The 22,706-nt window shown below is 48.9% G+C and carries 20 protein-coding genes and 2 pseudogenes; 8 read left to right on the top strand and 14 right to left on the bottom strand.

Annotated features, from left to right (window positions below; genetic code table 11):
- Positions 1-305 precede the first annotated feature (305 nt).
- On the top strand, positions 306-1,136 hold the full coding sequence (locus tag B3Z23_RS00195; RefSeq protein WP_294899859.1) for an MBL fold metallo-hydrolase: 831 nt from the start codon (positions 306-308) through the stop codon (positions 1,134-1,136).
- Positions 1,137-1,311: 175 nt separating this feature from the next.
- Positions 1,312-2,238 (top strand): 2-hydroxyacid dehydrogenase, encoded by a 927-nt coding sequence (locus tag B3Z23_RS00190; protein ID WP_294899856.1) that lies wholly within the window; start codon positions 1,312-1,314, stop codon positions 2,236-2,238.
- Positions 2,239-2,341: 103 nt separating this feature from the next.
- Here B3Z23_RS00190 and B3Z23_RS00185 read toward each other — a convergent pair whose 3' ends face one another.
- The 6 genes and pseudogenes from B3Z23_RS00185 to B3Z23_RS18660 form a co-directional block, all read right to left on the bottom strand.
- Positions 2,342-3,235 (bottom strand): oxidoreductase, encoded by an 894-nt coding sequence (locus B3Z23_RS00185; RefSeq protein WP_294899852.1) that lies wholly within the window; start codon positions 3,233-3,235, stop codon positions 2,342-2,344.
- A gap of 34 nt (positions 3,236-3,269) precedes the next feature.
- Positions 3,270-4,034, bottom strand: a complete 765-nt coding sequence (locus B3Z23_RS00180; protein WP_294899849.1) for a molybdopterin-dependent oxidoreductase — start codon at positions 4,032-4,034, stop codon at positions 3,270-3,272.
- Positions 4,027-4,653, bottom strand: a complete 627-nt coding sequence (locus tag B3Z23_RS00175; protein ID WP_294899846.1) for a cytochrome b/b6 domain-containing protein — start codon at positions 4,651-4,653, stop codon at positions 4,027-4,029. Before B3Z23_RS00175 ends, B3Z23_RS00180 begins: the two co-directional genes overlap by 8 nt.
- A 77-nt stretch (positions 4,654-4,730) precedes the next feature.
- Complete coding sequence (locus B3Z23_RS00170; RefSeq protein ID WP_294899843.1) at positions 4,731-5,351, bottom strand: hypothetical protein; 621 nt, start codon at positions 5,349-5,351, stop codon at positions 4,731-4,733.
- A gap of 376 nt (positions 5,352-5,727) precedes the next feature.
- Positions 5,728-6,089 (bottom strand): annotated as a pseudogene (locus B3Z23_RS00165) (DUF2000 family protein).
- 405 nt (positions 6,090-6,494) lie between these two features.
- Complete coding sequence (locus tag B3Z23_RS18660) at positions 6,495-6,980, bottom strand: AraC family ligand binding domain-containing protein (protein WP_349677193.1); 486 nt, start codon at positions 6,978-6,980, stop codon at positions 6,495-6,497.
- Positions 6,981-7,372: 392 nt separating this feature from the next.
- Between B3Z23_RS18660 and B3Z23_RS00155 the strand changes: the two genes are divergently transcribed.
- Both B3Z23_RS00155 and B3Z23_RS00150 read left to right on the top strand, forming a co-directional pair.
- The gene (locus B3Z23_RS00155) at positions 7,373-7,636 is read left to right on the top strand and encodes a hypothetical protein (protein ID WP_294899841.1); all 264 of its coding nucleotides are present in this window, start codon (positions 7,373-7,375) and stop codon (positions 7,634-7,636) included.
- Between the two features lie 9 nt (positions 7,637-7,645).
- Positions 7,646-8,155, top strand: a complete 510-nt coding sequence (locus B3Z23_RS00150; RefSeq protein ID WP_294899838.1) for a helix-turn-helix transcriptional regulator — start codon at positions 7,646-7,648, stop codon at positions 8,153-8,155.
- A gap of 197 nt (positions 8,156-8,352) precedes the next feature.
- Here B3Z23_RS00150 and B3Z23_RS00145 read toward each other — a convergent pair.
- A pseudogene (locus B3Z23_RS00145) lies at positions 8,353-8,526 on the bottom strand (helix-turn-helix domain-containing protein); the annotation flags it as partial.
- A 204-nt stretch (positions 8,527-8,730) separates the two neighbouring features.
- On the bottom strand, positions 8,731-9,108 hold the full coding sequence (locus B3Z23_RS00140) for a hypothetical protein (RefSeq protein ID WP_294899835.1): 378 nt from the start codon (positions 9,106-9,108) through the stop codon (positions 8,731-8,733).
- Between the two features lie 232 nt (positions 9,109-9,340).
- Between B3Z23_RS00140 and B3Z23_RS00135 the strand changes: the two genes are divergently transcribed.
- Positions 9,341-11,776: a glucose/quinate/shikimate family membrane-bound PQQ-dependent dehydrogenase gene (locus B3Z23_RS00135; RefSeq protein WP_294899832.1), complete on the top strand. Its 2,436-nt coding sequence runs from the start codon at positions 9,341-9,343 to the stop codon at positions 11,774-11,776.
- A gap of 36 nt (positions 11,777-11,812) precedes the next feature.
- Here B3Z23_RS00135 and mgtE read toward each other — a convergent pair whose 3' ends face one another.
- From mgtE to purM, 6 genes are all read right to left on the bottom strand, one after another.
- Positions 11,813-13,243 (bottom strand): magnesium transporter, encoded by a 1,431-nt coding sequence (gene mgtE / locus B3Z23_RS00130; protein WP_294899829.1) that lies wholly within the window; start codon positions 13,241-13,243, stop codon positions 11,813-11,815.
- A 183-nt stretch (positions 13,244-13,426) separates the two neighbouring features.
- Positions 13,427-14,053 carry a tellurite resistance methyltransferase TehB gene (gene tehB / locus B3Z23_RS00125; protein WP_294899826.1) on the bottom strand — a complete coding sequence of 209 codons (627 nt, stop codon included), beginning with the start codon at positions 14,051-14,053 and terminating at the stop codon, positions 13,427-13,429.
- Between the two features lie 15 nt (positions 14,054-14,068).
- Positions 14,069-15,595, bottom strand: coding sequence for an exopolyphosphatase (gene ppx / locus B3Z23_RS00120; protein ID WP_294899823.1), 1,527 nt, complete (start codon positions 15,593-15,595; stop codon positions 14,069-14,071).
- Between the two features lie 5 nt (positions 15,596-15,600).
- Positions 15,601-17,661 carry a polyphosphate kinase 1 gene (ppk1, locus tag B3Z23_RS00115; protein WP_294899819.1) on the bottom strand — a complete coding sequence of 687 codons (2,061 nt, stop codon included), beginning with the start codon at positions 17,659-17,661 and terminating at the stop codon, positions 15,601-15,603.
- 162 nt (positions 17,662-17,823) lie between these two features.
- A complete protein-coding gene (gene purN, locus B3Z23_RS00110) occupies positions 17,824-18,477 on the bottom strand; it encodes a phosphoribosylglycinamide formyltransferase (protein ID WP_294900150.1) in 654 nt (217 codons plus the stop codon).
- Positions 18,477-19,517, bottom strand: a complete 1,041-nt coding sequence (purM, locus tag B3Z23_RS00105) for a phosphoribosylformylglycinamidine cyclo-ligase (RefSeq protein WP_294899816.1) — start codon at positions 19,515-19,517, stop codon at positions 18,477-18,479. The genes purN and purM overlap by 1 nt, the downstream gene beginning before the upstream one ends.
- 242 nt (positions 19,518-19,759) lie before the next feature.
- Here purM and upp point away from each other — a divergent pair, with 242 nt between their 5' ends.
- The 3 genes from upp to hda all read left to right on the top strand — a co-directional run bounded on the left by upp (position 19,760) and on the right by hda (position 22,705).
- Positions 19,760-20,386 (top strand): uracil phosphoribosyltransferase, encoded by a 627-nt coding sequence (gene upp / locus B3Z23_RS00100; protein WP_038022096.1) that lies wholly within the window; start codon positions 19,760-19,762, stop codon positions 20,384-20,386.
- A 246-nt stretch (positions 20,387-20,632) separates the two neighbouring features.
- The gene (gene uraA, locus B3Z23_RS00095; protein WP_294899811.1) at positions 20,633-21,901 is read left to right on the top strand and encodes a uracil permease; all 1,269 of its coding nucleotides are present in this window, start codon (positions 20,633-20,635) and stop codon (positions 21,899-21,901) included.
- Positions 21,902-22,003: 102 nt separating this feature from the next.
- Positions 22,004-22,705 (top strand): DnaA inactivator Hda, encoded by a 702-nt coding sequence (gene hda / locus B3Z23_RS00090; RefSeq protein WP_038022740.1) that lies wholly within the window; start codon positions 22,004-22,006, stop codon positions 22,703-22,705.
- The last annotated feature ends 1 nt before the right edge of the window (position 22,706 follow it).

Genomic DNA, 22,706 nt, shown 5'->3' with positions numbered 1-22,706 from the left:
TGTGTTATACCCGTTCTGGTGACTGATAACGCTACCCGCGGTAACGGCGGAACAGACGACGAAATTGTTGGTACAACAATGGCATGGTGAAGACAAACGTCACATCTCAGGTTGACTTTTTATCACTGATTAATGCCAAAATATCGTTGTATTCTGCAATTTTTCTTTAATACCATTACATGAAGTCAGTGTAGGGTGGGTGGTGAATCACCGGTGACGGAGATGCCAGCCTGAATTGTCTGGCCCGTTTACTGCTATCCAGGGGATTGCACAAAACCCAACATCGTTGTCGGAGGTCATTAATTATGGAATCGGCGGGAAAACAGGTAGGTGAATTTACGATAACCGCACTCAGTGATGGGTTCCTCTCCATCAGCCCGGAACTGCTCTCTGGTATCACGCCTGAACAGGCGGCTGATTTACAGCTCAGGGCGGGAATTGCCGATCCTTCGTCCGTGCAAATTAACAGTTATCTGGTGCGAGGTCGTGGGCGCACTGTACTGATAGATGCCGGAGCTGGTGGGTTTAAACAGTGGGGAGGAAAGATGCCAGCCAGTCTGGCAGGTGTCGGTGTGTCACCTTCTGACATTGACTGTATCCTTCTGACTCATGCGCACCCTGACCATATCGGTGGTTTAACTGATGAAGCAGGACAAGCGCTGTTTCCGCAGGCAGAGTTGATGGTTCATCAGCAGGAAATTGATTTCTGGCTGGATGATGTCTGCCTGAGTCGTGCAGCCGAACGTGCACGGGGTAATTTCCTGTTTGCCCGGAATATTTTTGAGTTATACCGGCCAAATATACGTACGTTTAATAACGGTGAAGTGTTACCCGGTATTACAGCATTACCTCTGCCAGGGCATACGGCGGGCCATTGTGGCTATTCACTGAATTCTGGTGATCAGGGATTGCTGGTTTGGGGAGATATTGTTCACTTTCCGGAAATCCAGATTAGCCACCCCGAAGTTAGTATTGCATTTGATCAGGATCCACAGCTGGCTGCTGACACCCGGTTGCGGTTACTGGAACAGGTGAGTGCGGATGAGTTACTGGTAGCAGGTATGCATTTCGCCGATGCGGGATTTGGGATGATCCGAAAACAGGGCAAAAATTTTCATTTAAGTTACGATCGCTGAACAATTTCAGCGATCACGCCACTTCTGGCAGCTAAAATCATCCATCGTCGCTAAGGCATAAATGAAAGCTATTTGCCCATAAATCAGGTGCTTTTGTCAGGTAATTATCCTAAGGTGTAGCGCTAAAACTGAACAGAGGCGGCGCCTCTTTAGCCTGTTTAGGGAATGTTCTGCGATGAAGATAATTTGCCAGTTTGGTGATGATACTGAATTAGCCCGCCTTTGGGTGGAATACCTGCAACATGCGTTGCCCGGTTCAACGGTAAGTGTCTGGGAACGGGGGATAGCGGCGGCAGATTTTGCTATTGTCTGGAAGCCTTCAGCAGAGCTTTTTGAACAGCAATCCGGATTGAAAGCGGTATTTAATGCCGGTGCCGGGGTTGATGCTTTTCGTCATATTAATTTGTCCGGGAATGTTCCTGTTTTCCGTCTTGAAGATGCCGGTATGGCTGAGCAGATGAGCGATTATGTCTGCCAGGCGGTATTACATCATTTCCGTGAGATGGACAGCTATGCCTTTCAGGCAGCAACTCAGGTCTGGAAAAACCTGGCACCACGCAGTAAAGATGATTTTCCGGTGGGAATTCTCGGTTTTGGCATTATGGGCAAGGCGGTTGCGCATAGCCTGAGCAAACTCGGATTTCGCGTAAATGCCTGGGCCAGAAGCACGCAGGTACAGCAAGGCGTTACCTGTTATGCCGGAGACCGGCAGCTTAAGGATTTTCTGGCAGCCAGCCGTATAGTTGTTTGTTTACTGCCGTTGACCCCGGCCACCCGGGGTATCTTGTGTACTGAAAATTTCAGTTACATGCCGCAAGGTTCCTACATTATTAATGTTGGCAGAGGCGGGCATCTACAGGAAGACGATCTGTTGGCGGCGCTGGAGAGCGGACACATTGCCGGTGCTACACTCGACGTTTTTCAGCAGGAGCCACTACCGGCTGACCATCCGTTCTGGCAGCATCCGAAGGTCGTGGTGACTCCACACATTGCCGCAGCGACTCTGATTGAGTATTCAGTCGCGCAAATTGCAGATAAAATCACGGCGTTACAGGCAGGGCTGCCGGTATCAGGACAGTTAGATCCGGTTCGGGGCTATTAAGCTATTTCCGCAAGGCTTAACCTGACACTGCTGAGACTGTCCCGCATTGCACAATGACATTGATGAGGGACAGTGAGGTTGTCGCTTTAATTATTGTCTCAACTCAGCCCGGCCCTTCACTGGCAGCCGCCAGCAGGGGTACCACGACATCGCTGATCGGGGTAGGGATTCCGTGTTGTTTTCCACGACGCTGAATGACTCCGTTACGGCAGTCCCATTCCAGAGGATGACCTGCCTGGCGATCGGCGAGAATCGATGTTCCGAGGTCGGTCGGTGCCAGACGAAATCTGTTGATAATATCCTGAGCGACTGTGTCAGCGAGAGTCGCACCTTCTGCCCGGGCAACATTCAGCCCTTCTTCGATATAGCGTTCAGCCAGGGCAATAATATCGTCACGTCTGAACATTCCGGCCCGGCGCAGACTTAATACCATCAGTCCGGCAACCGCATTTTGCAGCAGTTTTCGCCATGCTACAGAGACAAAATCAGCGGAAAGATCGACGGCACAACGGGTATCCTGCAATAAAGCTTGTACCTGACGGGCCTGAGGCGTGTCCGGCAGAGTCAGCCGTGCATTATCCCGTAACCAGACCAGCGTATCGGATTCCCGTTGGGCCGGAAACCAGACGACGGAAGGCAATACTGTCGCCTGCCCGGTAAGGGGGGAGAATTGCTCTTTTTGCTCAACTCCATTTTGCAGTACACAGACAACAGTCTCTGGTCCGCACATTTTTTTAAGCCAGGGAGCGATAGCTTCTGTTTGCGTCTGCTTAACGGCGACAAAGATAATATCAAACGGACCTTCGGCTTCCGAGGGATCTGTCTTTACCGGACCAGGCACAATGATACTTCCATCATCATGGCGTAATTCAAGGTGAGGGTGGGCGGTTCGACCAAATATTTGCAGGTGGTGGCCTTTTTCAAACAATGCAGCGGCAATTGTTGTACCTATTGCGCCTGGCCCGATGAGGGCGGTTTTTTGTTGCCGGGAAACCATCTTTACTCTCCTAAATTCATTCATCGGCGAAAAATCAGACACCGCTAAACCAGTTATAGCCCTGATCTTCCCAGTAGCCACCCGGGTAATTATCAGTCACAAAAATAGCCGCAATATGTTTGGCATTTTTAAAACCGAGTTTTGTAGGAACTCTCAGTCGTAACGGATAGCCGAAATCCGGAGGCAGCGCCTGACCATCAAAATCGAGTGCCAGAATCGTTTGTGGATGCAAGGCTGTGGCCATATCGATACTGGTGTAATAGCGGTCATCACATTTGAATCCGACATATTTGCAGCTTAAATCGGCCCCGACATGTTCTAAAAACGTTTTCAAGGGAATACCAGCCCATTGGCCGATGCAACTCCATCCTTCTATACAGATTAGCCGTGTTATCTGGCTGTTTTGCGGAAGGCGTCTTAGTTGCTCCAGAGCCCAGGGCGTGGTGTGACGGACTTTTCCTGAGACTTCCAGCCGGTAGTTAGGGATATCAATATCCGGAACATTGTATTCAGGGTAATAAGCATTGAAACGAAAAGGTTTGGTCAGTTGATCAGGACGATAGGTTTGAGCCATCTTTTGACCACTGAATAACCAGCTCTGTACTCTGTCATTCCAGCGCGACATTGCCCACAAGACTTTATCAACGTCATCGCCGTCCTGCATGTTACAGCCAGTCAACATAGAAACAGCCCCAAGCGTCAGTCCGGATTTAATCATCAGACGACGTTCAAGATTGACCAACAAACGCCGTTGATCTGGTTCAGCGATTAATTTTGCAGGTTTTTTCTTCTCAGTCATGGTTCTGTTCCGGTGCATTTTCATGAGACGCCTGCCCGCCGGTTACCATTGCAGGCAGTGTTTTGGGTACCAGTATCACCATCAAAACATGGATACACACAAACACCACAATCGTACTCATGGCAAAAAAGTGCACATAACGGGCGGCAGCAAAGCCACCCATAAGGGCGACCAAAGAACTGAACTGGACGGGTTTCCAGATAGACAGCCCGGAAAGTACTACTAAGACGCCAGCCAGTAACACCAACAGATACATCAGTTTTTGTACTGCATTATAGCTGCGTGAACGGTGAGGCAGGCGAAAGCGCAGTGCCAGAGAAATATCCCGCCCAACAGCACTGGCAGTTAACGGAAAAAAACGCTGTCTGAAGTGGCCACTCAGTAGCCCCCAACTCAGATAAATTAATCCGTTGGCGGCCAGTAACCACATGACAGCCAGATGCCAGGCAATATTTCCGCCCAGCCAACCGCCCAGCGTAGCCAGTTGAGGAAAACTGAAGCCGAATAAAGGATCTGCGTTATAGATCCCCCAGCCACTCATTACCATACCAATCATCACCGGGACATTCAGCCAGTGGCATATCCGGACCGGCCAGGGATGGACAGTGGATTTACGCATCAAAACTCCCTTGCCGAAAATGCTCCGGACCACCGTTGCTATGGAGGGTAAATGGATGGCAGTCCGAAGCGGTTAGATTACATCGGCGGCGTGACGCCATCTTTACCTGCGGAGATACGTTTGGCCACCAGGGCTCCGGAGGCGTCTTTTGCCGGGAATAGAATAATATGTGCCCCCGGTTTCAGCAGACTACGATCACCCGGAGCCAGCAGTACGACAGGCACATCATCCGGGACGACTACGGTTTTCTGGCCATTCTGGTATTTCACCGTCAGTGTCCGGCCATTGGCGTTGACCAGTTTGCCGACGGTACCGTTAGTCATCGTATTGACTTTTCCGTCCGGAGATTCAAACGGGTTGAAACCTTCACCACTACCACGCAGACTTGGTGCGAATACATGCACTTCCAGTGCTTTCAGAGTGCCGTTAGCCTGGGGAACTGCTGCAGTACCGATAAAGCTGTCAGGTTTAATATCGGACATTTTACCAGTGGTCACTTCGGTGACTTTCGTGTCTGGAGTCAGTTTGACATCCAGTTTTTCGCCCTGACGGGTTGTCAGGTTAAGATCAGTGGCTGTCACGGAATTTATGGTTCCACGCGTTGGCTTAATGATATGCCCGCCATCGGCCGCAAATACACCACTGCTTAATAACAATGTAGACAGCAGCAGGCCGGCAAGACGTGAAGATTTCATCATAATACTCTCCGTATTTCTGAACGAATGAACTGCGGTCAGGGAAGTTATATTCCTTTTCCTGAATAATTAACTACATCTGTTAATAGTAGTCAGATTGAACGATAAAGGGGGGAAGGTCGAGAATTTACCTGGCAGAATATTGTCATTAAAGATTTCATAAATCGCATAAATATTTTACATTACTGCATGTTATAGGAATGGTTGTTGGCTGAAAGAACAGGAACAGCCAGCACTGAATAAAGCCGGCCTTTAGCCACAGAATCACCACCAGGAATGACGGAACTGTGGCCAGAAGTAAGCAACCTTATTACTGTGGCGGATAATCTCAGTGGTTATTGGTGAGAGAGAGTCCTTTAATCACTTTATCGATCACTTTTTAGGGCCCTCGCATGGCCAGACCTACCAGGTCCATATTCTCTGCGGCTTCCGCCTGGAATATCTCTCTGTTAGCATCATCATTGCCGGTTGAAAACATCGGATAAATGTAGGGCATCATGACCAGATCTGTTTCAAATCTCCGGACCTGGACTTTTCTCAATCCTTCTGTATCAGCTGAGAAGACCAGTATCGGTTGACCAGCAAGTTTCCGTACTGACGGCCGCTGGCATCCCTGTAAGGTTGCCCCATAATCTCCGGAGACTCTGTGGCAATGCCAGTCGCAAGAAACGCAGTCACGTTGAGCTTTTGCCAGACAGCTAAATCTTCACGAATTACAAAAACAATTTTGGTATCGAACATGGGTCTCTGCACTCCAAAAATTTCTTAAGCGTCATGTTATGAAATTGTCCGACACCCGGTCTGGAAGATTTGTGCACTTCTTTGATATTGTCGGGGCTGATACGATAAGCATGCTGAAACCTGCGGCCCATATAGCTTTGACCCGCAAAACCAACCGCTGAAGCAACAACGGCGGGCTCGACCCCGTTAGCCAGCATACTGCGGGCGGTTCTCAGACGCAGCTATACCCGCCAGGCATGCGGAGACCGGGCAAACCCTTTTTTAAACTGTCGGCTTGAGCAATGCCAGTTTGCTCAGACAATTCTTCCAGGCTGATATCCGGCGGCATGTTGTCCTGCAGAAAATCCCTGACTTTGTAGATTTTCTTCAAAGAATCATCGGCATGCCCGACAGGTGATACCGGGCTTAAGTGACGGGAAAGTAAAAAAGTAGATCATCGAGTGCCTGATCGCGTGCGAGCCGTCCTTCCTGGTGATGAATTGCGAAAAAAGCCTGGCGGATAGCAGGAATCAACAATGGGTCATCCGTTAAGGGGGGGCTGAAAGCCGTTCCCAGATCGGAGATGTCCCCCAGTCCTCTGTGTTGCATATTCGCGCTGACCCAGAATTGGGGTAAGTAGAGCATCAGATAAGTAAACCCGTCTCTTTCGATGGCATGTCCGTCATGAACCGCTCCTGGCTCAATCAAAATTGCCCGGCCCGGGTGACTGGTATGCAATGTCCGGCGACAGTGAAAACGCTGCAGGCCTTGTTGGGTCACTCCTACTAACACTTCATCGTGGTCATGAGCGTCGTAGGCATGGCCGCAAAAGTGGGCATGAATACTTTCTATGCCTGTCTGGTGATCCCGGCGAATATTCACCCAGTCATTTGTCACGTTATTTTCATTCATTTGTATAACAGCGCTCTGCGGAAGAATTTTGTTACCATGCTGTCTACAGGTGGTGTCATGAACAGAAGACAACTGTCGTTTAAACCCACGGCGAAAGCCTGTCAGGTGCAACTCGTTAGGGGCACAACATACCGGCCACTGGACTTACCAGCATATCATTTTAGTTTAGTGAAACACCTCGATGTGAGTTATCGAAACCATGCCAGTGGCAACGAAGCTCCACGAGCTATTATACAACTATTCACTACAACATTTGTTGATTACCTCCACGGATTAGATCCTGAAAGCTCCCGGCACTACAACCGTGCCAGATGAGAGTGTATCACGGATAGTCAATGACTGGGTTGTCAGTTGACAACATGATATGCGTTCATTACTATGGAGGAAGATTTATGGCCAGGGCTAAGCATCCACACAAACAGATTGAACAAGCACTTCAGTATGCTGAAAGTCATGGATGGAAAATAGTGGTGGGAGGCAGTCATGCCTGGGGAAAAATGTATTGCCCTGAAAATAATGCGCGATGTCGTTGTGGGGAATTCTGTATTACCTGTGTGTGGTCAACTCCAAAGAACCCGTATAATCATGCCAGAGCTCTCTGCCGGATTGTAGACAGATGTGAATTTACCAGCAGAGACTGCTGCACAGAACATTAAGGAGTCAAAATGGAATTTATCTTCACACTGAAATACCAGTTGTCTGAACAAGATGCTAACCATCATAATATTGTCGGGAGGTTGCTTGCTGCGGGATGTGATGACGCTGTCATCGGGATTGGTCTGCCCGGTCGCCTGGCCCTTGAATTTACCAGAGAGGCTGATAGCGCGGTGCAGACAATTCTCCAGGCCATTTCTGAGATAAAAAATGTGATACCTTCTGCCCTGTTAATTGAGGCAGCACCTGACCTGGTGGGGCTAACGGATGTTGCTGAGCTGGTGGGCGTTTCACGCCAAAATATGCGCAAACTTATGTTGGCTTATCCGGGAAATTTCCCTCCTCCGGTTCATGAAGGTAAAACCTCATTATGGCATCTGACAGATATTCTCAGATGGTTGCAACTACGGGGCAGTTATCAGATCCCTGAAGGGATCGCAGAGGTTGCTTTAGCGACTATGCAGGTCAACATCAGCAAAGAAGCCTGCCGGTTAGCCGAAAAAGGCCAAACAGTGGCTTAACCAGGCTAAGGCAAACGTGCTTTGTACTGCAGGAGTCCGTTGAAGGTCAGCTCCGGTAGTGGAATAAGAGTCATCTACTGAGCCAGAGTTCGCGATATTCACCAACGATGGTGATGCAGAAAATCCCGGGGCAGATGCTGATATTGCACTGATATACAGTTCTACTTTTCCGTCCCTCAGACTATTTTCATTTCTGCCATTTCCCGGCCATTTTTTGCCAGAAAAGCATCTCCCGGCTGATCACGGATTCGGGTCAGAGTGCGGCTCATTGCCGGGGGGCTGAGATTCATCCGTCTGGCTGCTCCGGTGACTGAACCTTCTTCCAACAGTGCATCAAGCGCGATTATCAGATTCAGATCAGGATACTTCATTCTTCCGGTTCATCAGCGAGTTATGCTGAGTTATAGCACGGTAAGTCAACGTTGTACCCCCCCCGTAAGGCAATTCCGACGGCCAGCATTAAATAAAAATCTATAATAAAATAATGCTATTGATTATCATTATCATTTGTTGTTTGAATACTGCCTACCGGAACTGTTCAGTAGGGAGAAAATCACTGGCAGACATATCGCTGACTAAAAGTAATGACTGGCGTTTGCGGCAGATTGCAACAGTAACAGACACTGATGGCTATCATTTTTAGCCTGTTGCTGTTGATTTTCAGACAGCTTGTTCCATTGTCTGACGACGGTATCCCCGGCATTACTGTCGTAATGATATTTTTTTAATGAGTAATCGGAATTCGATCCTTCAACGGTTCTTTTCAGTACCCGGGTGAAGTCTGTTGCTGATGATTGCTCTGGCCCACTAACTACAGCACATAACAGCGACTGATAATAATCCAGTGTCTGCGGGGGCACTTTTCCGGGCCACCAACAGACAACGATTGCGATAACGAGGAACAATAACAGGTAAAATTTTCGGCTGCGTAAAACGGAAACTGGAAGTGACATATTCAGTTTTTTTGGTATCCGGCGGCTAACAATATTGCGAAATAGTACCACAGGAGTGTCACATTTCTTTAAACCGGTCGCAGATTTAGCGACTGACGGGTATGAAAAGTAAGCATCCGGGTCATTTTAATAGCTTACAGATATTGATAAGTGACTCTATTGTTTTCCAAATGTTTCTTTTTTGTGTTTCGTATGTATAATCCCGGCTCATTTCAACACAGGGTTTCTGCTTATGACCTCTTCATTAAAACAAAAGCCTCTATGGCTAAGAGTATGTAGTTTCTTAGTTGGCATCATTCTGATCCTTACCGCACTGGTATTTATCTATGGTGGTGTAAAACTGGTGACACTTGGCGGGAGCTGGTACTTCCTGATCTCCGGTATACTGATGCTGATCAGTGGTTACCTTTTCCTGCGGAGTCGTTCTGCCGGTGCAGTGATTTATATCGTGACCATGATTGGTACTATAATCTGGGCACTGGCCGATGCCGGGCTCAATTTCTGGCCGTTAATTTCACGGCTGATGTACCCGGGTGGGCTGGCCATTCTGGCCTTCCTGCTCCTGCCATCTCTGCGCCGTTATGAAGAGCGTCGCTCAGATTGGAAAGGGTCATATGTGTTAGCCATACTGTCGATTATTGCTTTCGCGGTCTCTTTTGGCTATATGTTCGTTCCCCATGATCCGGTAGCGTTCAGTGGTCAGGAGAAACCTCTGGTACCTGTGGCGAAAGATCAGATGCAGAAAAACTGGGAAAATTACGGTAATACCCCGGGGGGGAGCCGTTTTGTCGCACTGGATCAGATAAATCGCAATAATGTGTCTGAACTGAAGCCAGCCTGGACATTCCACACTGGTGACACTCCGGTTAGCCCAACCGGAAATGGTGCAGAAGATCAGGAAACTCCGCTACAGGTGGGCGATAAAGTGTTCCTGTGTACTCCGCATAACAACGTCATTGCGGTAGATGCCGATACCGGCAAGCAAATCTGGAAAGCAGAGATCAATGCAAAATCTTCTGTGTGGATGCGTTGCCGTGGTCTGGCTTACTTTGATGCGACCAAACCGTTACCTCAGCCAACCGTGCCGGGCAGTACGCCTCCTGCACCGGTTGCTGCAGTGAATACAGGGGGTTGCGAACGTCGTATTCTGATGAATACCATCGATGATCGCCTGATTGCTTTGAATGCGGACAACGGTGAGTTCTGCCAGGATTTCGGTGACAAAGGTACAGTGAATCTGTTAACCGGAATGGGTAACGCTCCGGATCCGCAATATGTATTGACCTCCGCCCCTACGCTTGCAGGGACAACCGTTGTGGTTGGTGGACGCGTGTCAGATAACGTCAGTGTGGATATGCCTGGAGGTGTCATTCGTGGTTTTGATGTGATCACTGGTCAGTTACGTTGGTCATTCGATACCGGTAATCAGGATCCTAATACGGTACTGAAACCGGGCGAACATTATGTCAGAAGTACACCGAATTCATGGGCGCCTATGTCTTATGACCCGTCTATGAATACTGTATTCATGCCGATGGGCAGCTCATCAGTTGATATCTGGGGGGCTAACCGTACTGCACTGGACCATAAATATGGTGCTTCTATCCTTGCTGTTGATGCAACAACAGGGAAAGAAAAATGGGTTTATCAGACCGTTCATAACGATCTGTGGGATTTCGATATCCCGATGCAACCGAGCCTGATTAACTTTAAAACCAAAGAAGGTACTGAGAAACCCGCCGTAGTTGTAGGAACCAAAGCTGGGCAGATCTATGTCCTGGATCGTTTGACTGGTCAGCCGCTAACTAAAGTGGAAAATGTCGCAGTGAAAGGCGGCGGAATCCCTGGTGAGCAGTACAGCTACACCCAGCCACGTTCTGTCGGGATGCCACAGATCGGTGCCCAGACTCTGAAAGAGTCTGACATGTGGGGTGCGACACCGTTTGACCAACTGGCATGCCGTATCAGCTTTAAATCAATGCGCTATAACGGTTTATACACCGCTCCGGGCACTGATATTTCGCTGAGCTTCCCGGGATCGCTGGGGGGGATGAACTGGGGCAGCCTGTCTACCGACCCGGTTAACCATTATATCTTTGTCAATGACATGCGCCTGGGTCTGTGGCAGCAGCTGATACCGGCGGATCCAAACGCTAAGACTGGCGTAAATACGGGGGGTGAAGCGGTAAACACCGGCATGGGTGCGGTACCGATGAAAGGTGCACCTTACTCTGTGAACAAGAACCGTTTTATGTCACCACTGGGTATTCCATGTCAGGCACCGCCATTTGGTACACTGAGTGCGATTGATATGACTACTCAGAAAATCGTCTGGCAGGTACCTGTAGGTACTGTTCAGGATACGGGTCCGTTCGGGATTAAAATGGGCATGAAAATGCCCATCGGTATGCCGACACTGGGTGGTACTCTGGCAACGCAAGGCGGTCTGGTATTTATTGCCGGGACTCAGGATTACTATCTGCGAGCATATGACAGCTCAACCGGGAAAGAAGTCTGGAAAGCTCGTTTACCTGTCGGAAGTCAGGGGGGACCAATGAGCTATGTTTCGCCAAAAACCGGCAAACAATACATTCTTATTTCTGCCGGCGGTGCCCGTCAGTCACCTGATCGTGGTGATTATGTGATTGCTTACGCACTGGATAAATAAACTGTGCAACTTCTGCCCCCGAATGGGGGCAGAAATTTAATGCAGCAGGAACAGTGTCGCGAGCCCCAGAAAGATAAAAAATCCTCCGGTATCTGTCATTGCAGTAATTAATACACTGGACCCGATAGCAGGATCTCGTTTCAGTTTGGTCATTATCAACGGAATCAATACGCCCATGCAGGCGGCAAGTAGCAGATTAAGGATCATCGCCAGCATCATTACGCCCCCCATTGCCAGATTGTGATACATCAGCCAGGTAATTCCTCCCATAATCCCCCCCCAGAAAATCCCGTTAATTAATGCCACTCCCAGCTCTCTGAGAAACAGGAACGAAAAATTACCAGGCTCTACCTGATGCAGGGCGAGTGCTCTGACTATCATGGTGATAGTTTGATTACCGGTGTTACCGCCGATACCCGCTACAATGGGCATTAGTGTCGCCAGAGCCACCAGATGGGCGATAGTGTTCTCAAATAAACCAATTACACGTGAAGCAATAAATGCAGTACACAAATTGAGTGCCAGCCAGGCCCAGCGTTTTTTCACCGCTTTACTCACCGGCGCAAATACATCCTCCTCCTGACTTATCCCCCCCATTTTACGGATATTATTTTCGTTCTCCTGATTTACAAGATCGATAATATCTTCGATGGCAATCCTGCCAATCAGCCGTTGTTGCTGATCAGTGACCGCAGCGGATATCAGGTTATATCTTTCAAAGGCACTGGCTGCGTCTTCGGCCTTATCCTGCAAACTGAAAGTGACCGGGGCGTCATTCATCACCTCTCTGACCAGACAATCTGGTGCATTAACTAAGATATCTGTCAGCATTAGTTCACCCAGCAGGGTATTATTGCTGTCGGTGATAAAAAGTTTATCTGTACCCGCAGGGATCTTTCCTTTACGGCGTAAAAAACGCTGAACCACACCCAGTCGGATATCCTGACGAGCGGTAAGAAAATTAAAGTCCATCACCCTGGCAACACCGTCAACATCATTTTTGATGATGTTCAGCAGGTCTGAACGCTGTCGGGGGGGCAGAGAGGTTAGCAGTCGTCCTGTCAGGTTGCGTGGCAGAAAGCGGGCGAGCCAGGCCTGGTCATCAATATCCAGTGGTTCGATAGCTTTAAGAATCGCCTTGTCTGACATATTCTCGGTCAGACTTTCCCAGACCGTTTCTGAAGCTTCCACCAGTACCTGACCCCGGCTTGCTATCGGTACTAACTGCCACAGTGCCTGTCGTGCATCTTCTGGCAACGACTCAAGAATGTCAGCAATATCTGCCGCATGAAGGGTATCAATATCAGAAGTGAGTTGCTGACAAGATGCTTTAAACCGGGGGGGGTCGAAAACAGCGGCTTTGTCGGGCTGTGTTAACAGGCCAGCTACCAGTGCAGGAGAGTTAAGCAGTGTGCTGATGATCTGTTGGCGTTTTTGCTGCAATGTACGGTTTTCTGATACTGGCATACAACATCCTCTGTTGGGAATTCACAGTGGTTAACCTGAGACAATCACAGAGTAACAATAACCGAAAACCGACGGGCAAGGGCAGAGAATTTACCAGTGAGGAGTTAACGTCACCGGACATAGTGATGGTTAAATAACCATCCCCCGGGCAGGGGGCAACGTCCGGTCACAGCCGGAGGCAGGTCATTGTTTTACCGGAGTCTTTCGGGCCAACAGTGTGGCAAACCGCATCCGGATACGTTGTCCGTTAGCATCGGTTTTATGCAGTTCACCGTGGTGCTCATTATATTTAATGATGTGCCAGTTACGGTAATAATGGCTCAGTTCCCCGGACTGAAAGGTGAATGGGAAATCCAGTGGGCAGGGGGTATCTGTGGTATTCATTGCACAAACTATCAGATTAACCCCGTCTTTTACCGTAGCGGCCTGCATATCGGCTATCAACTGCGGGATAGTATCAGGTTGAAGGAACATCATAACCACCGTCGAAAGTATCAACTGATAGCTACCATTGAACCGGTGCTGGTTAAGATCCAACGATGAACAACGAATCCCTGTCAGTTGTTCCTGGTCAATAATCTGCTGCAAATGCGCCAGGCTGCCCGGGTTGTTATCCCATCCGGTGACATCAAAACCGTGACTGTTGAGATACAGGCTGTTACGCCCGCGGCCACAGCCGATATCGAGCGCTTTTCCCGGAGTTAACTGTGCAATGGCCGCACGAAGTTCGGAGTGTGGCAGAGAAAGCTGATATTTCTCCGCATAATAGTTATCGGGGGGGAATCCGGTCTGTGTCAGCGGCGCATCCATGTTTTTTTGCTCCTGTTACTGTTCTTCTTTCAGATTCAGTTGCCAGCCAGTGACATCCCGCCAGTACTGTTGCTCACGTTCCAGGTCCAGTTGTACCAGAGTATTCTGGCTAAAAAAACCGGAAGGGAAGGTCAGTGTCCAGTGTCCGTCATCGGTATCCAGTTTCAAAAATTCGGGATTTGTGGTCGCCTGGCGCTGATTGCTGAGTAACGCAGCCAGCCGAAGAATAAAGATGAGTGGCAAATACTGTTTCTTTTTAAATGACATAAACCTCGGGAATTCCTCGGTTTTTATCCCTTTACGATGATAGCGCACCATGGTTGACAGTAACAGCTGCTGTGACTGACTGAAGCCTGGCATATTGGAGTTCTGCAATATATATGCGGAATGACGCTGCATGCCACTGTGATTAATCGAAAGTCCCACCTCATGTAACATTGCTGCCCATTGCAGCAATGCAGTTAACTGAGGATCCGCCAGTTTGGGGTTTTGTTTCTGCCACTGATCATGCAGATTCTGTGACGTTTTCAGCACACGGTTGGCCTGTTCGCTGTCAATCGCGTAATGGTTAGCCAGGCTTTGTGCGGTACGGGTACGAATATCCTGATGACGGAAACGTCCTTCCATCTCATACAGAACCCCTTCACGTAAGGCCCCGTCTGAATACAACAGCTCGCGGATCCCCAGAGAGTCAAAGATACCACGCAGTATGGCGAGGCCCGGGATGAATACTGTTTTACGGTCTTCGGATAATCCGGGTAAGCTCAGTGCATCGAAGGATTTAAACTTAATCACCTCATCATACAAACGGTCCAGGCCTTCCGGGGTAATAGTTTTTTCCTTTTCACCTAACGCTTCCAGCACCTCACAGGCAGCCTTGATCGTTCCGGAGGCTCCCAACGCATACTTCCAGCCCTGTAAACGAAACTGCCAGGCCAGAGTTTCCAGTTTCTGCACCGAGGCCAGCCGCGCACGGCGGAAATTCTCCGCGGTGATGACTCCGCCGGGGAAGTAGATATTGGAAAAACTGACACAACCCATACGACGACTTTCCACTAACTGTGGTTCAAAGTCTTCACCTATCACCAGTTCTGTGGAACCGCCACCGATATCAATGACCAGCTTGCGGCCCTTTTCAGGCTGGGTATGTTCAACCCCCATAAAAATCAGACGGGCTTCTTCGTTGCCCGGAATGATCTCAATCGGGTAAGGAATAATTTCTGCAGCGCGCTGCAGAAACTCTTCGGCGTTATCCACCACCCTGAGTGTATGAGTTCCAACGATAGAAACTTTCTCTGGAGCAAACCCTTGCAGACGCTCCGCAAATAACGCCAGACAGGACAGGCCGCGCTGTATACCTTCTTCTGTCAGCTGATTTTTCGAATCGATAGCATCCGCCAGATGGACCCGTTGCTTTAACCGGCTGAGTATCTGTAATGCCCCGTCTACTACACGAGCAATCACCATATGAAAACTGTTAGAACCGAGGTCTATCGCCGCGAATTCCTGAGGTTTATCTGCTTTTTTGGCTGTTGTTGGCATAGGCATTATTCAGGTTGTTCCAGGTTTTTGATGTAGTCATAAATGGCCAGTTGTCCGCGAACCTTACGGCGGTTACCTCTGGGCACATAGCGATTACTCAGTTCTTTATCAATGATTCTTGCTTTGACGGTATCACTGAACAAAATACCCATCATTTCAAGAATACGCTGCTTGATCTGTGGATCGAGAATGATCACCGCGACTTCAATACGATAATCAATATTTCGGGTCATCCAGTCTGCTGACGACAGGTAGACTTTCTTATCACCATTATTTTCAAAAATATAGACTCTGTCATGTTCCAGATAACGATCCAGAATACTGATCACCCGGATATTGGTGCTGATGCCCGGTAAATCCGGAATGAGTGAACACATCCCTCTGACCAGCAGGTTAACTTTCACGCCGGCACCGGAAGCCGCGTATAAGCGATCAATGAGTCCTTTATCAACCAGGTTATTGATTTTTAATGTGATTCCTGCAGGAAGACCTTGCTGCGCATTGGCAATTTCCTGATCAACTAACTGATAAAGCATCCGCCGGGAATTTTGCGGAGAGACCATCAGGTAGTCAAATGACACCGGACGATAAGGGTTTTCAATAAAATTAAATACCCGACGGACTTCATTGGTAATTCTGGCATCCGAAGTAAGCAGCGAGTAGTCCGTATACAGACGGGCAGTTTTCTCATTGAAATTGCCGGTGCCGATATGTGCATAGCGTACAACCTCTTCACCTTCCCGCCGGGAGATTAAAAATAGTTTAGCGTGTATTTTCAGGCCGGGGGCTGAAAATATGACATGCACCCCAGCTTCTGTCAGCTGTTTGGCCCAGTGAATATTCGCGGCTTCATCAAATCTCGCTTGTAACTCTACGACTACCGTGACTTTTTTACCGTTGTGGGCTGCGTGAATCATGGCATCCATGATGCGTGAATTTTTAGCCACCCGGTAAATATTAATTTTGATTGATAAAACCGCCGGATCAAAGGAGGCCTGGCGCAAAAATTCCAGCACATGTTCAAAGGTATGATACGGATAATAAAGCAGGATATCCCGCGCCCGAACGGCATCAAATCCGTTACGGTAGCCATCAAACCCGCGATGGCGGATGGGAGGCAGAGGCTTGTTTTCCAGATTTCGTTGGCCGACGTTAGGAAACTGAATAAAGTCTTTGAAGTTGTGATAACGCCCGCCAGCCAGTATTGAGTCATAGTTTGAAACCGAGAGCTTTTCACAGAGCATTTCGACCATAGCGGTCGGCATATCGCGCTGGTACACAAATCGTACCGGCTCAGCTGTCAGCCGCTGTTTCAGGCTGGATGACATTAATTCCAGCAAACTTGATTCCATTTCTGTGACCAGGTCGTATTCGGCATCACGGGTCATTTTCATCGAATAAGCGTTTAGTTCATCGTAATCAAAGAAACCTTTGAAGATATCATCCAGACAATATCTGAGGATATTATCCAGTAATATCATTGGCTTCTTTCGACGCGGAGGTTCGGCTGGCAGATTAATGAAACGTGGGACTTTATCCGACGGAATTTCCAGCAGTGCATAGCGGATGTCTTCACCACGGATGACCTCAACGGCCAGGTAGGTATAATCGTCTTTGAGAAACTGGGCCAGGTCAGTATCACTGTTAATCAGGATTGGTGTCACATGAGGGCGCAGATGCTGACGAAAATAGTCTCGCAACCAGCTCTGTTGATTGACCGAAAGCTGACGTTCATTGATTAGGAAGATCTGGTTACGGGCCATCTCTAACAACAGTTCATTGTAGAGCAGGTCAAATTCCTGGTCTGCCCGCATTACCCGCTGTTGAATTTTTTTCAGTAAATGGCGGGGTACAGTCACAGAACCTTGTTCTTCACCTATCAGAATACGGCGTTTTAGCTCAGCAAAGCGGACTTTATAAAATTCGTCGAGGTTACTCGAATAAATTCCAAGGAAACGCATTCTTTCGATCAACGGATTCAGTTTGTCAGCGGCTTCCTGTAATACCCGTTCATTAAATGATAACCAGCTTAATTCTTTTTCTATATATAGTTTTTCCTGACCCATCCTGACTCCATTTCGCTGTGACAGAACTAAAGCTTCAGTCTCTCATTCCATTATGGCGAGAATATGGCAGAAATGTCCATTGCCGGAGGGGGGTTAAGAAAAAAAGGTGATTTAACGGGGGAACACATGAGGCAGACGCTGTGCTGGCACAGCGCCTGTAAATTAACGGGTAGTCTCCGACTGAAAACCTATGGCAGGGAGCAGCTTGCCATCCAGCCATGCCTGATCATTCTTCAGTTCGAGACGATTTTGTACAAACCAGCGAATGACCTGCGGATAAATAAGATGTTCCTGCACACGGACCCGCTCCTGTAACTGAGCTTCAGTTTCCTGCGGCATTACCGCAATGCGGGATTGCAGAATGACAGGGCCTCCGTCCAGCTCTTCTGTCACAAAATGAACCGAAGGGCCATGCTCGGCATCACCGTTTTCCAGCACCTTGCGGTGGGTATCCAGGCCTGGCCAGGCAGGTAACAGGGAAGGGTGAATATTGATCATTCTTCCGCGATAGTGACGGACAAAATCTGCACCGAGAATACGCATATAACCTGCGAGGACAATCAGATCCGGCGAATACTCATCAGCGATGCTCATCAGCTGTTGATCGAATTGCTGACGATCTGCGAAGTCAGACTGAGCCAGTGAATGGGCCGGAATACCGGCTTGCCTGGCAAGTTCAAGGCCACCGGCGTTTGCTTTATTGCTGATTACCGCAACAATTTCAGCAGCAGTGCTCAACTGGCCAGACCTGCAGGCATCAATTATCGCCTGCAGGTTGGTGCCGGTGCCGGAAATCAGGATCACCAGCCTTTTCATCACTTAATAATGACCTGCTCACCCTCAGCCGGGGCGGATTCAATGACACCGATTTTCCACGCTTTCTCACCAGCAGCCTGCAGCAGTTGTAGTGCTTTATCGGCGTTGTCAGGGCTCAGGGCGATAACCATACCTACACCACAGTTAAAGGTACGGTACATTTCGTGACGACTGACATTCCCTGCCTGTTGCAGCCAGCTGAATACTGCCGGCCATTGCCAGCTGGATTCATCAATCACTGCGCGGGTATTCTCCGGTAAAACACGGGGGATATTTTCCCAGAAACCACCACCGGTCAGGTGCGCAATCGCATGAACGTCTACCTGCTCAATCAGACTCAGGATATTTTTGACGTAGATACGGGTTGGAGTCAGCAGGTGGTCGGCTAATGATTTACCTTCCAGCTGTTTTACTTCAGGATCAGTCTGGCTGACTTCGAGAATTTTACGAATCAGGGAGTATCCGTTGGAATGAGGTCCGCTTGAGCCCAGGGCCAGCAGAACATCACCATCACTGACTTTACTGCCATCAATAATTTCTGATTTCTCAACCACTCCGACGCAGAAACCAGCAACATCGTAATCTTCACCGTGATACATGCCTGGCATTTCAGCGGTCTCGCCACCTACCAGAGCACAACCCGACTGCGAACAGCCTTCGGCAATTCCGCTGATGACTGCGGCTGCGGTATCAACATCCAGTTTACCGGTAGCGTAGTAATCAAGGAAAAACAGTGGCTCAGCACCCTGTACGACCAGGTCATTCACACACATTGCCACCAGATCAATACCAATATGGTCATGACGCTTCAGGTCCATGGCTAAACGCAGCTTGGTACCTACGCCATCTGTGCCAGAAACCAGAATCGGCTCACGGTATTTTTGTGGTAAGGCGCACAGTGCACCAAAGCCACCGAGTCCGCCCATCACTTCCGGACGGCGGGTTTTTTTAACTACACCTTTAATGCGATCAACCAGATCATTTCCGGCATCAATATCAACACCGGCATCTTTATAACTGAGAGTGGTTTTGTCGGTCACTGCAGAATCCCCACGCGAATTGCGGTTGGTGGTTTAAATAGAGCAGCGCTATTCTATCAGTGCGGGCAAACGTTTGCGAGTCTGATGTGCAGCGGTAATTATCTGCGTGCAGGTTAATGGCTATTCCCCGTAGCGGCACTAAAAAATTGTAGCTGTTTGATGTATAGCTGTATTAGCCCCGATAAAAAAGCGCTATAATCCGGCGATTTTTTTTTAGCTCAACACATTCCGGGAGAAGAATAATGAAGATCGTGGAAGTCAGACACCCGCTGGTCAGACATAAACTGGGCCTGATGCGTGAGCATGATGTCAGCACCAAACGTTTTCGCGAGCTCGCTTCTGAAGTTGGCAGTTTGCTGACCTATGAAGCGACAGCTGATTTGGAAACAGAGACTGTGACTATTGAAGGGTGGAACGGCCCTGTCGAAATTGATCAAATTAAAGGTAAGAAAATTACTGTAGTGCCGATTTTACGTGCAGGGCTGGGGATGATGAACGGTGTTCTGGAACATGTCCCTAGCGCAAGAATCAGCGTAGTCGGCGTATACCGGGATGAGAAAACCCTGGAGCCGGTGCCGTATTTCCAAAAACTGGCCTCCAATATGGACGAGCGTATGGCACTGGTAGTAGATCCGATGCTGGCAACCGGAGGATCAATGATTGCCACGATTGATCTGCTAAAAAAATCCGGCTGTTTTGCGATTAAAGTGCTGGTGCTGGTAGCGGCTCCGGAAGGTATTGCCGCGCTGGAAAAAGCGCATCCGGATGTCGAGCTGTACACGGCATCGATTGACCAGGGGCTGAATGAACACGGCTATATTATCCCGGGACTGGGTGATGCCGGTGATAAAATCTTTGGTACTAAATAATTAATAAATCTGTGAGGGGCAATACAGAGATGCACAGCCTGCGTTTCAACCGCAGTATGACTTGCTGTAACGGTGACTCGTGCTTACTTCTATTTCTGCCATTGCCCGCTGACCACAACACTGCATTGAAAATAACGGTGATGGCACTGTTTTTTTTCGCCGGAGGATACCCCCGGCAGTGTTTGTTTCAGGACCGACATTTTGTCGGTTTTTTTATGTCCGTACCATATTAAGGGGATATACAGCATGACCCGGCGTACTATTGCAGTGGATGAAAGACCTCCGTTACTTCAGACCATCCCGCTCAGCCTTCAGCACCTGTTCGCAATGTTTGGTGCAACGGTGCTGGTGCCTATTTTATTTCATGTGAATCCGGCGACGATTCTGTTATTTAACGGTATTGGTACCTTACTGTATCTGTTTATCTGTAAAGGAAAGATACCTGCCTATCTGGGCTCCAGTTTTGCATTTATTTCTCCGGTGCTGTTGCTGTTGCCACAAGGGTATGAGGTTGCTTTAGGCGGCTTTATTTTGTGCGGAGTATTGTTCTGCCTCGTCGGTCTGATTGTCAAAAAGGCAGGAACCGGCTGGCTGAATGTCATGTTTCCTCCGGCGGCGATGGGGGCCATCGTCGCCATTATTGGTCTGGAGCTGGCCAGTGTCGCGGCAGGCATGGCTGGACTATTGCCGGCTAACGGCACTGCGGTAGACAGCAAAACGGTGATTGTTTCACTGGTCACCCTGGCTGTAACCGTGTTTGGTTCGGTGTTATTCCGTGGTTTTCTGGCCATTATCCCCATCCTGATTGGCGTAGTCGTGGGTTATGTGGTTGCTTCATTTATGGGAATGGTGAACTGGACCGGCGTTGAACAGGCACACTGGTTTGCATTACCCACTTTCTATAAACCTCGTTTTGAATGGGCGGCAATGCTCACCGTGCTTCCGGCTGCCTTAGTAGTGATTGCAGAGCATGTCGGGCACCTGGTCGTTACTGCAAATATTGTTAAGCGTGATTTGATCAAAGATCCAGGCCTGCATCGTTCGATGTTTGCTAACGGTCTTTCCACGGTGATTTCCGGATTTTTTGGTTCTACACCCAACACGACTTACGGTGAAAACATCGGTGTGATGGCCATTACCCGTGTCTACAGTACCTGGGTTATTGGTGGCGCGGCTGTCATTGCTATTTGTTTGTCGTGCATAGGAAAACTGGCAGCGATTATTCAGGCGATTCCGGTTCCTGTCATGGGGGGAGTCTCTCTGTTGCTGTACGGGGTGATTGGTGCTTCCGGGATTCGCGTGCTGATTGACTCCAAAGTGGATTACAGCAAGGCGAAAAACCTGATGCTGACCGCGATTATTTTAATTATTGGCGTGAGCGGGGCGAAAATTCAGCTTGGAGCCGTCGAGCTCAAAGGAATGGCGCTGGCAACTGTGGTCGGTGTGGTTCTGAGTGTCATCTTCCATGTAATCAGTCTGGTCCGTCCTGACGAAGAAGATGAGGCAGCTGAGTAGAGGTGGAGTGTTAAAGCGGGCAACCTTGTGTTGCCTGATTCATATCGACCGGGAAGTTGTGATAAACTCGGACGGTTTCTTGCGAGTTATGCTGAGGTATACCTGAACACGCCGGCTCAATTATCATTGCCACTTTATCTGCCAGATGATGAAACCTTTGCCAGTTTCTGGCCGGGTACAAATTCGTCTTTACTGGCTGCGCTCAGAGGTGCGCTTGAGCAGCAACATGGTGGTTATATCTATTTCTGGTCCCGCGAAGGTGGGGGCAGAAGTCATTTGTTGCACGCTGCGTGTACGGAGATCTCTTCCCGGGATGAAGCTGTAGGGTATGTGCCTCTGGATAAGCGGACCTGGTTTGTGCCCGAAGTACTGGAAGGCATGGAACAGCTGGCCCTGGTGTGCATTGATAATATCGAGTGCATTGCCGGTGATGAAGCCTGGGAGATGGCTATTTTCGACCTGTATAACCGGATACTTGAAACCGGTAAAACCCGGTTGTTGATTACCGGCGATCGTCCACCACGACAGCTGAATCTGAAACTCGCCGATCTCGCCTCAAGGCTAGACTGGGGCCAGATCTACCGTCTGCAGCCCTTATCCGATGAGGAGAAATTGCAGGCACTGCAACTACGTTCAGGGTTGCGGGGGTTCCAGTTACCTGAAGATGTTGGACGTTTTCTGTTAAAGCGTCTCGACAGAGAAATGCGAACTTTGTTTGAAACGCTGGACAGGCTGGATCATGCTTCGATTACTGCCCAGCGTAAACTGACCATTCCGTTTGTAAAAGAAACCCTTGGACTTTAAC

Origin of the sequence: Tatumella sp. UBA2305 (genome assembly GCF_002345795.1) — a bacterium.
In the GTDB taxonomy this organism is placed as follows: domain Bacteria; phylum Pseudomonadota; class Gammaproteobacteria; order Enterobacterales; family Enterobacteriaceae; genus Tatumella; species Tatumella morbirosei.
Note: the sequence above shows the minus strand (reverse complement) of the source record. Positions and strands in the feature narration are given on the sequence as shown.

Coding starts and splice junctions, on each gene's coding strand:
- B3Z23_RS00135 (WP_294899832.1), top strand. CDS start 9,341: ATGACCTCTTCATTAAAACAAAAGCCTCTATGGCTAAGAGTATGTAGT.
- B3Z23_RS00155 (WP_294899841.1), top strand. CDS start 7,373: ATGGCCAGGGCTAAGCATCCACACAAACAGATTGAACAAGCACTTCAG.
- B3Z23_RS00140 (WP_294899835.1), bottom strand. CDS start 9,108: ATGTCACTTCCAGTTTCCGTTTTACGCAGCCGAAAATTTTACCTGTTA.
- B3Z23_RS18660 (WP_349677193.1), bottom strand. CDS start 6,980: ATGAATGAAAATAACGTGACAAATGACTGGGTGAATATTCGCCGGGAT.
- upp (WP_038022096.1), top strand. CDS start 19,760: ATGAAGATCGTGGAAGTCAGACACCCGCTGGTCAGACATAAACTGGGC.
- B3Z23_RS00190 (WP_294899856.1), top strand. CDS start 1,312: ATGAAGATAATTTGCCAGTTTGGTGATGATACTGAATTAGCCCGCCTT.
- B3Z23_RS00180 (WP_294899849.1), bottom strand. CDS start 4,034: ATGACTGAGAAGAAAAAACCTGCAAAATTAATCGCTGAACCAGATCAA.
- B3Z23_RS00195 (WP_294899859.1), top strand. CDS start 306: ATGGAATCGGCGGGAAAACAGGTAGGTGAATTTACGATAACCGCACTC.
- B3Z23_RS00185 (WP_294899852.1), bottom strand. CDS start 3,235: ATGGTTTCCCGGCAACAAAAAACCGCCCTCATCGGGCCAGGCGCAATA.
- uraA (WP_294899811.1), top strand. CDS start 20,633: ATGACCCGGCGTACTATTGCAGTGGATGAAAGACCTCCGTTACTTCAG.
- tehB (WP_294899826.1), bottom strand. CDS start 14,053: ATGGATGCGCCGCTGACACAGACCGGATTCCCCCCCGATAACTATTAT.
- ppk1 (WP_294899819.1), bottom strand. CDS start 17,661: ATGGGTCAGGAAAAACTATATATAGAAAAAGAATTAAGCTGGTTATCA.
- B3Z23_RS00170 (WP_294899843.1), bottom strand. CDS start 5,351: ATGATGAAATCTTCACGTCTTGCCGGCCTGCTGCTGTCTACATTGTTA.
- ppx (WP_294899823.1), bottom strand. CDS start 15,595: ATGCCAACAACAGCCAAAAAAGCAGATAAACCTCAGGAATTCGCGGCG.
- B3Z23_RS00150 (WP_294899838.1), top strand. CDS start 7,646: ATGGAATTTATCTTCACACTGAAATACCAGTTGTCTGAACAAGATGCT.
- purN (WP_294900150.1), bottom strand. CDS start 18,477: ATGAAAAGGCTGGTGATCCTGATTTCCGGCACCGGCACCAACCTGCAG.
- B3Z23_RS00175 (WP_294899846.1), bottom strand. CDS start 4,653: ATGCGTAAATCCACTGTCCATCCCTGGCCGGTCCGGATATGCCACTGG.
- mgtE (WP_294899829.1), bottom strand. CDS start 13,243: ATGCCAGTATCAGAAAACCGTACATTGCAGCAAAAACGCCAACAGATC.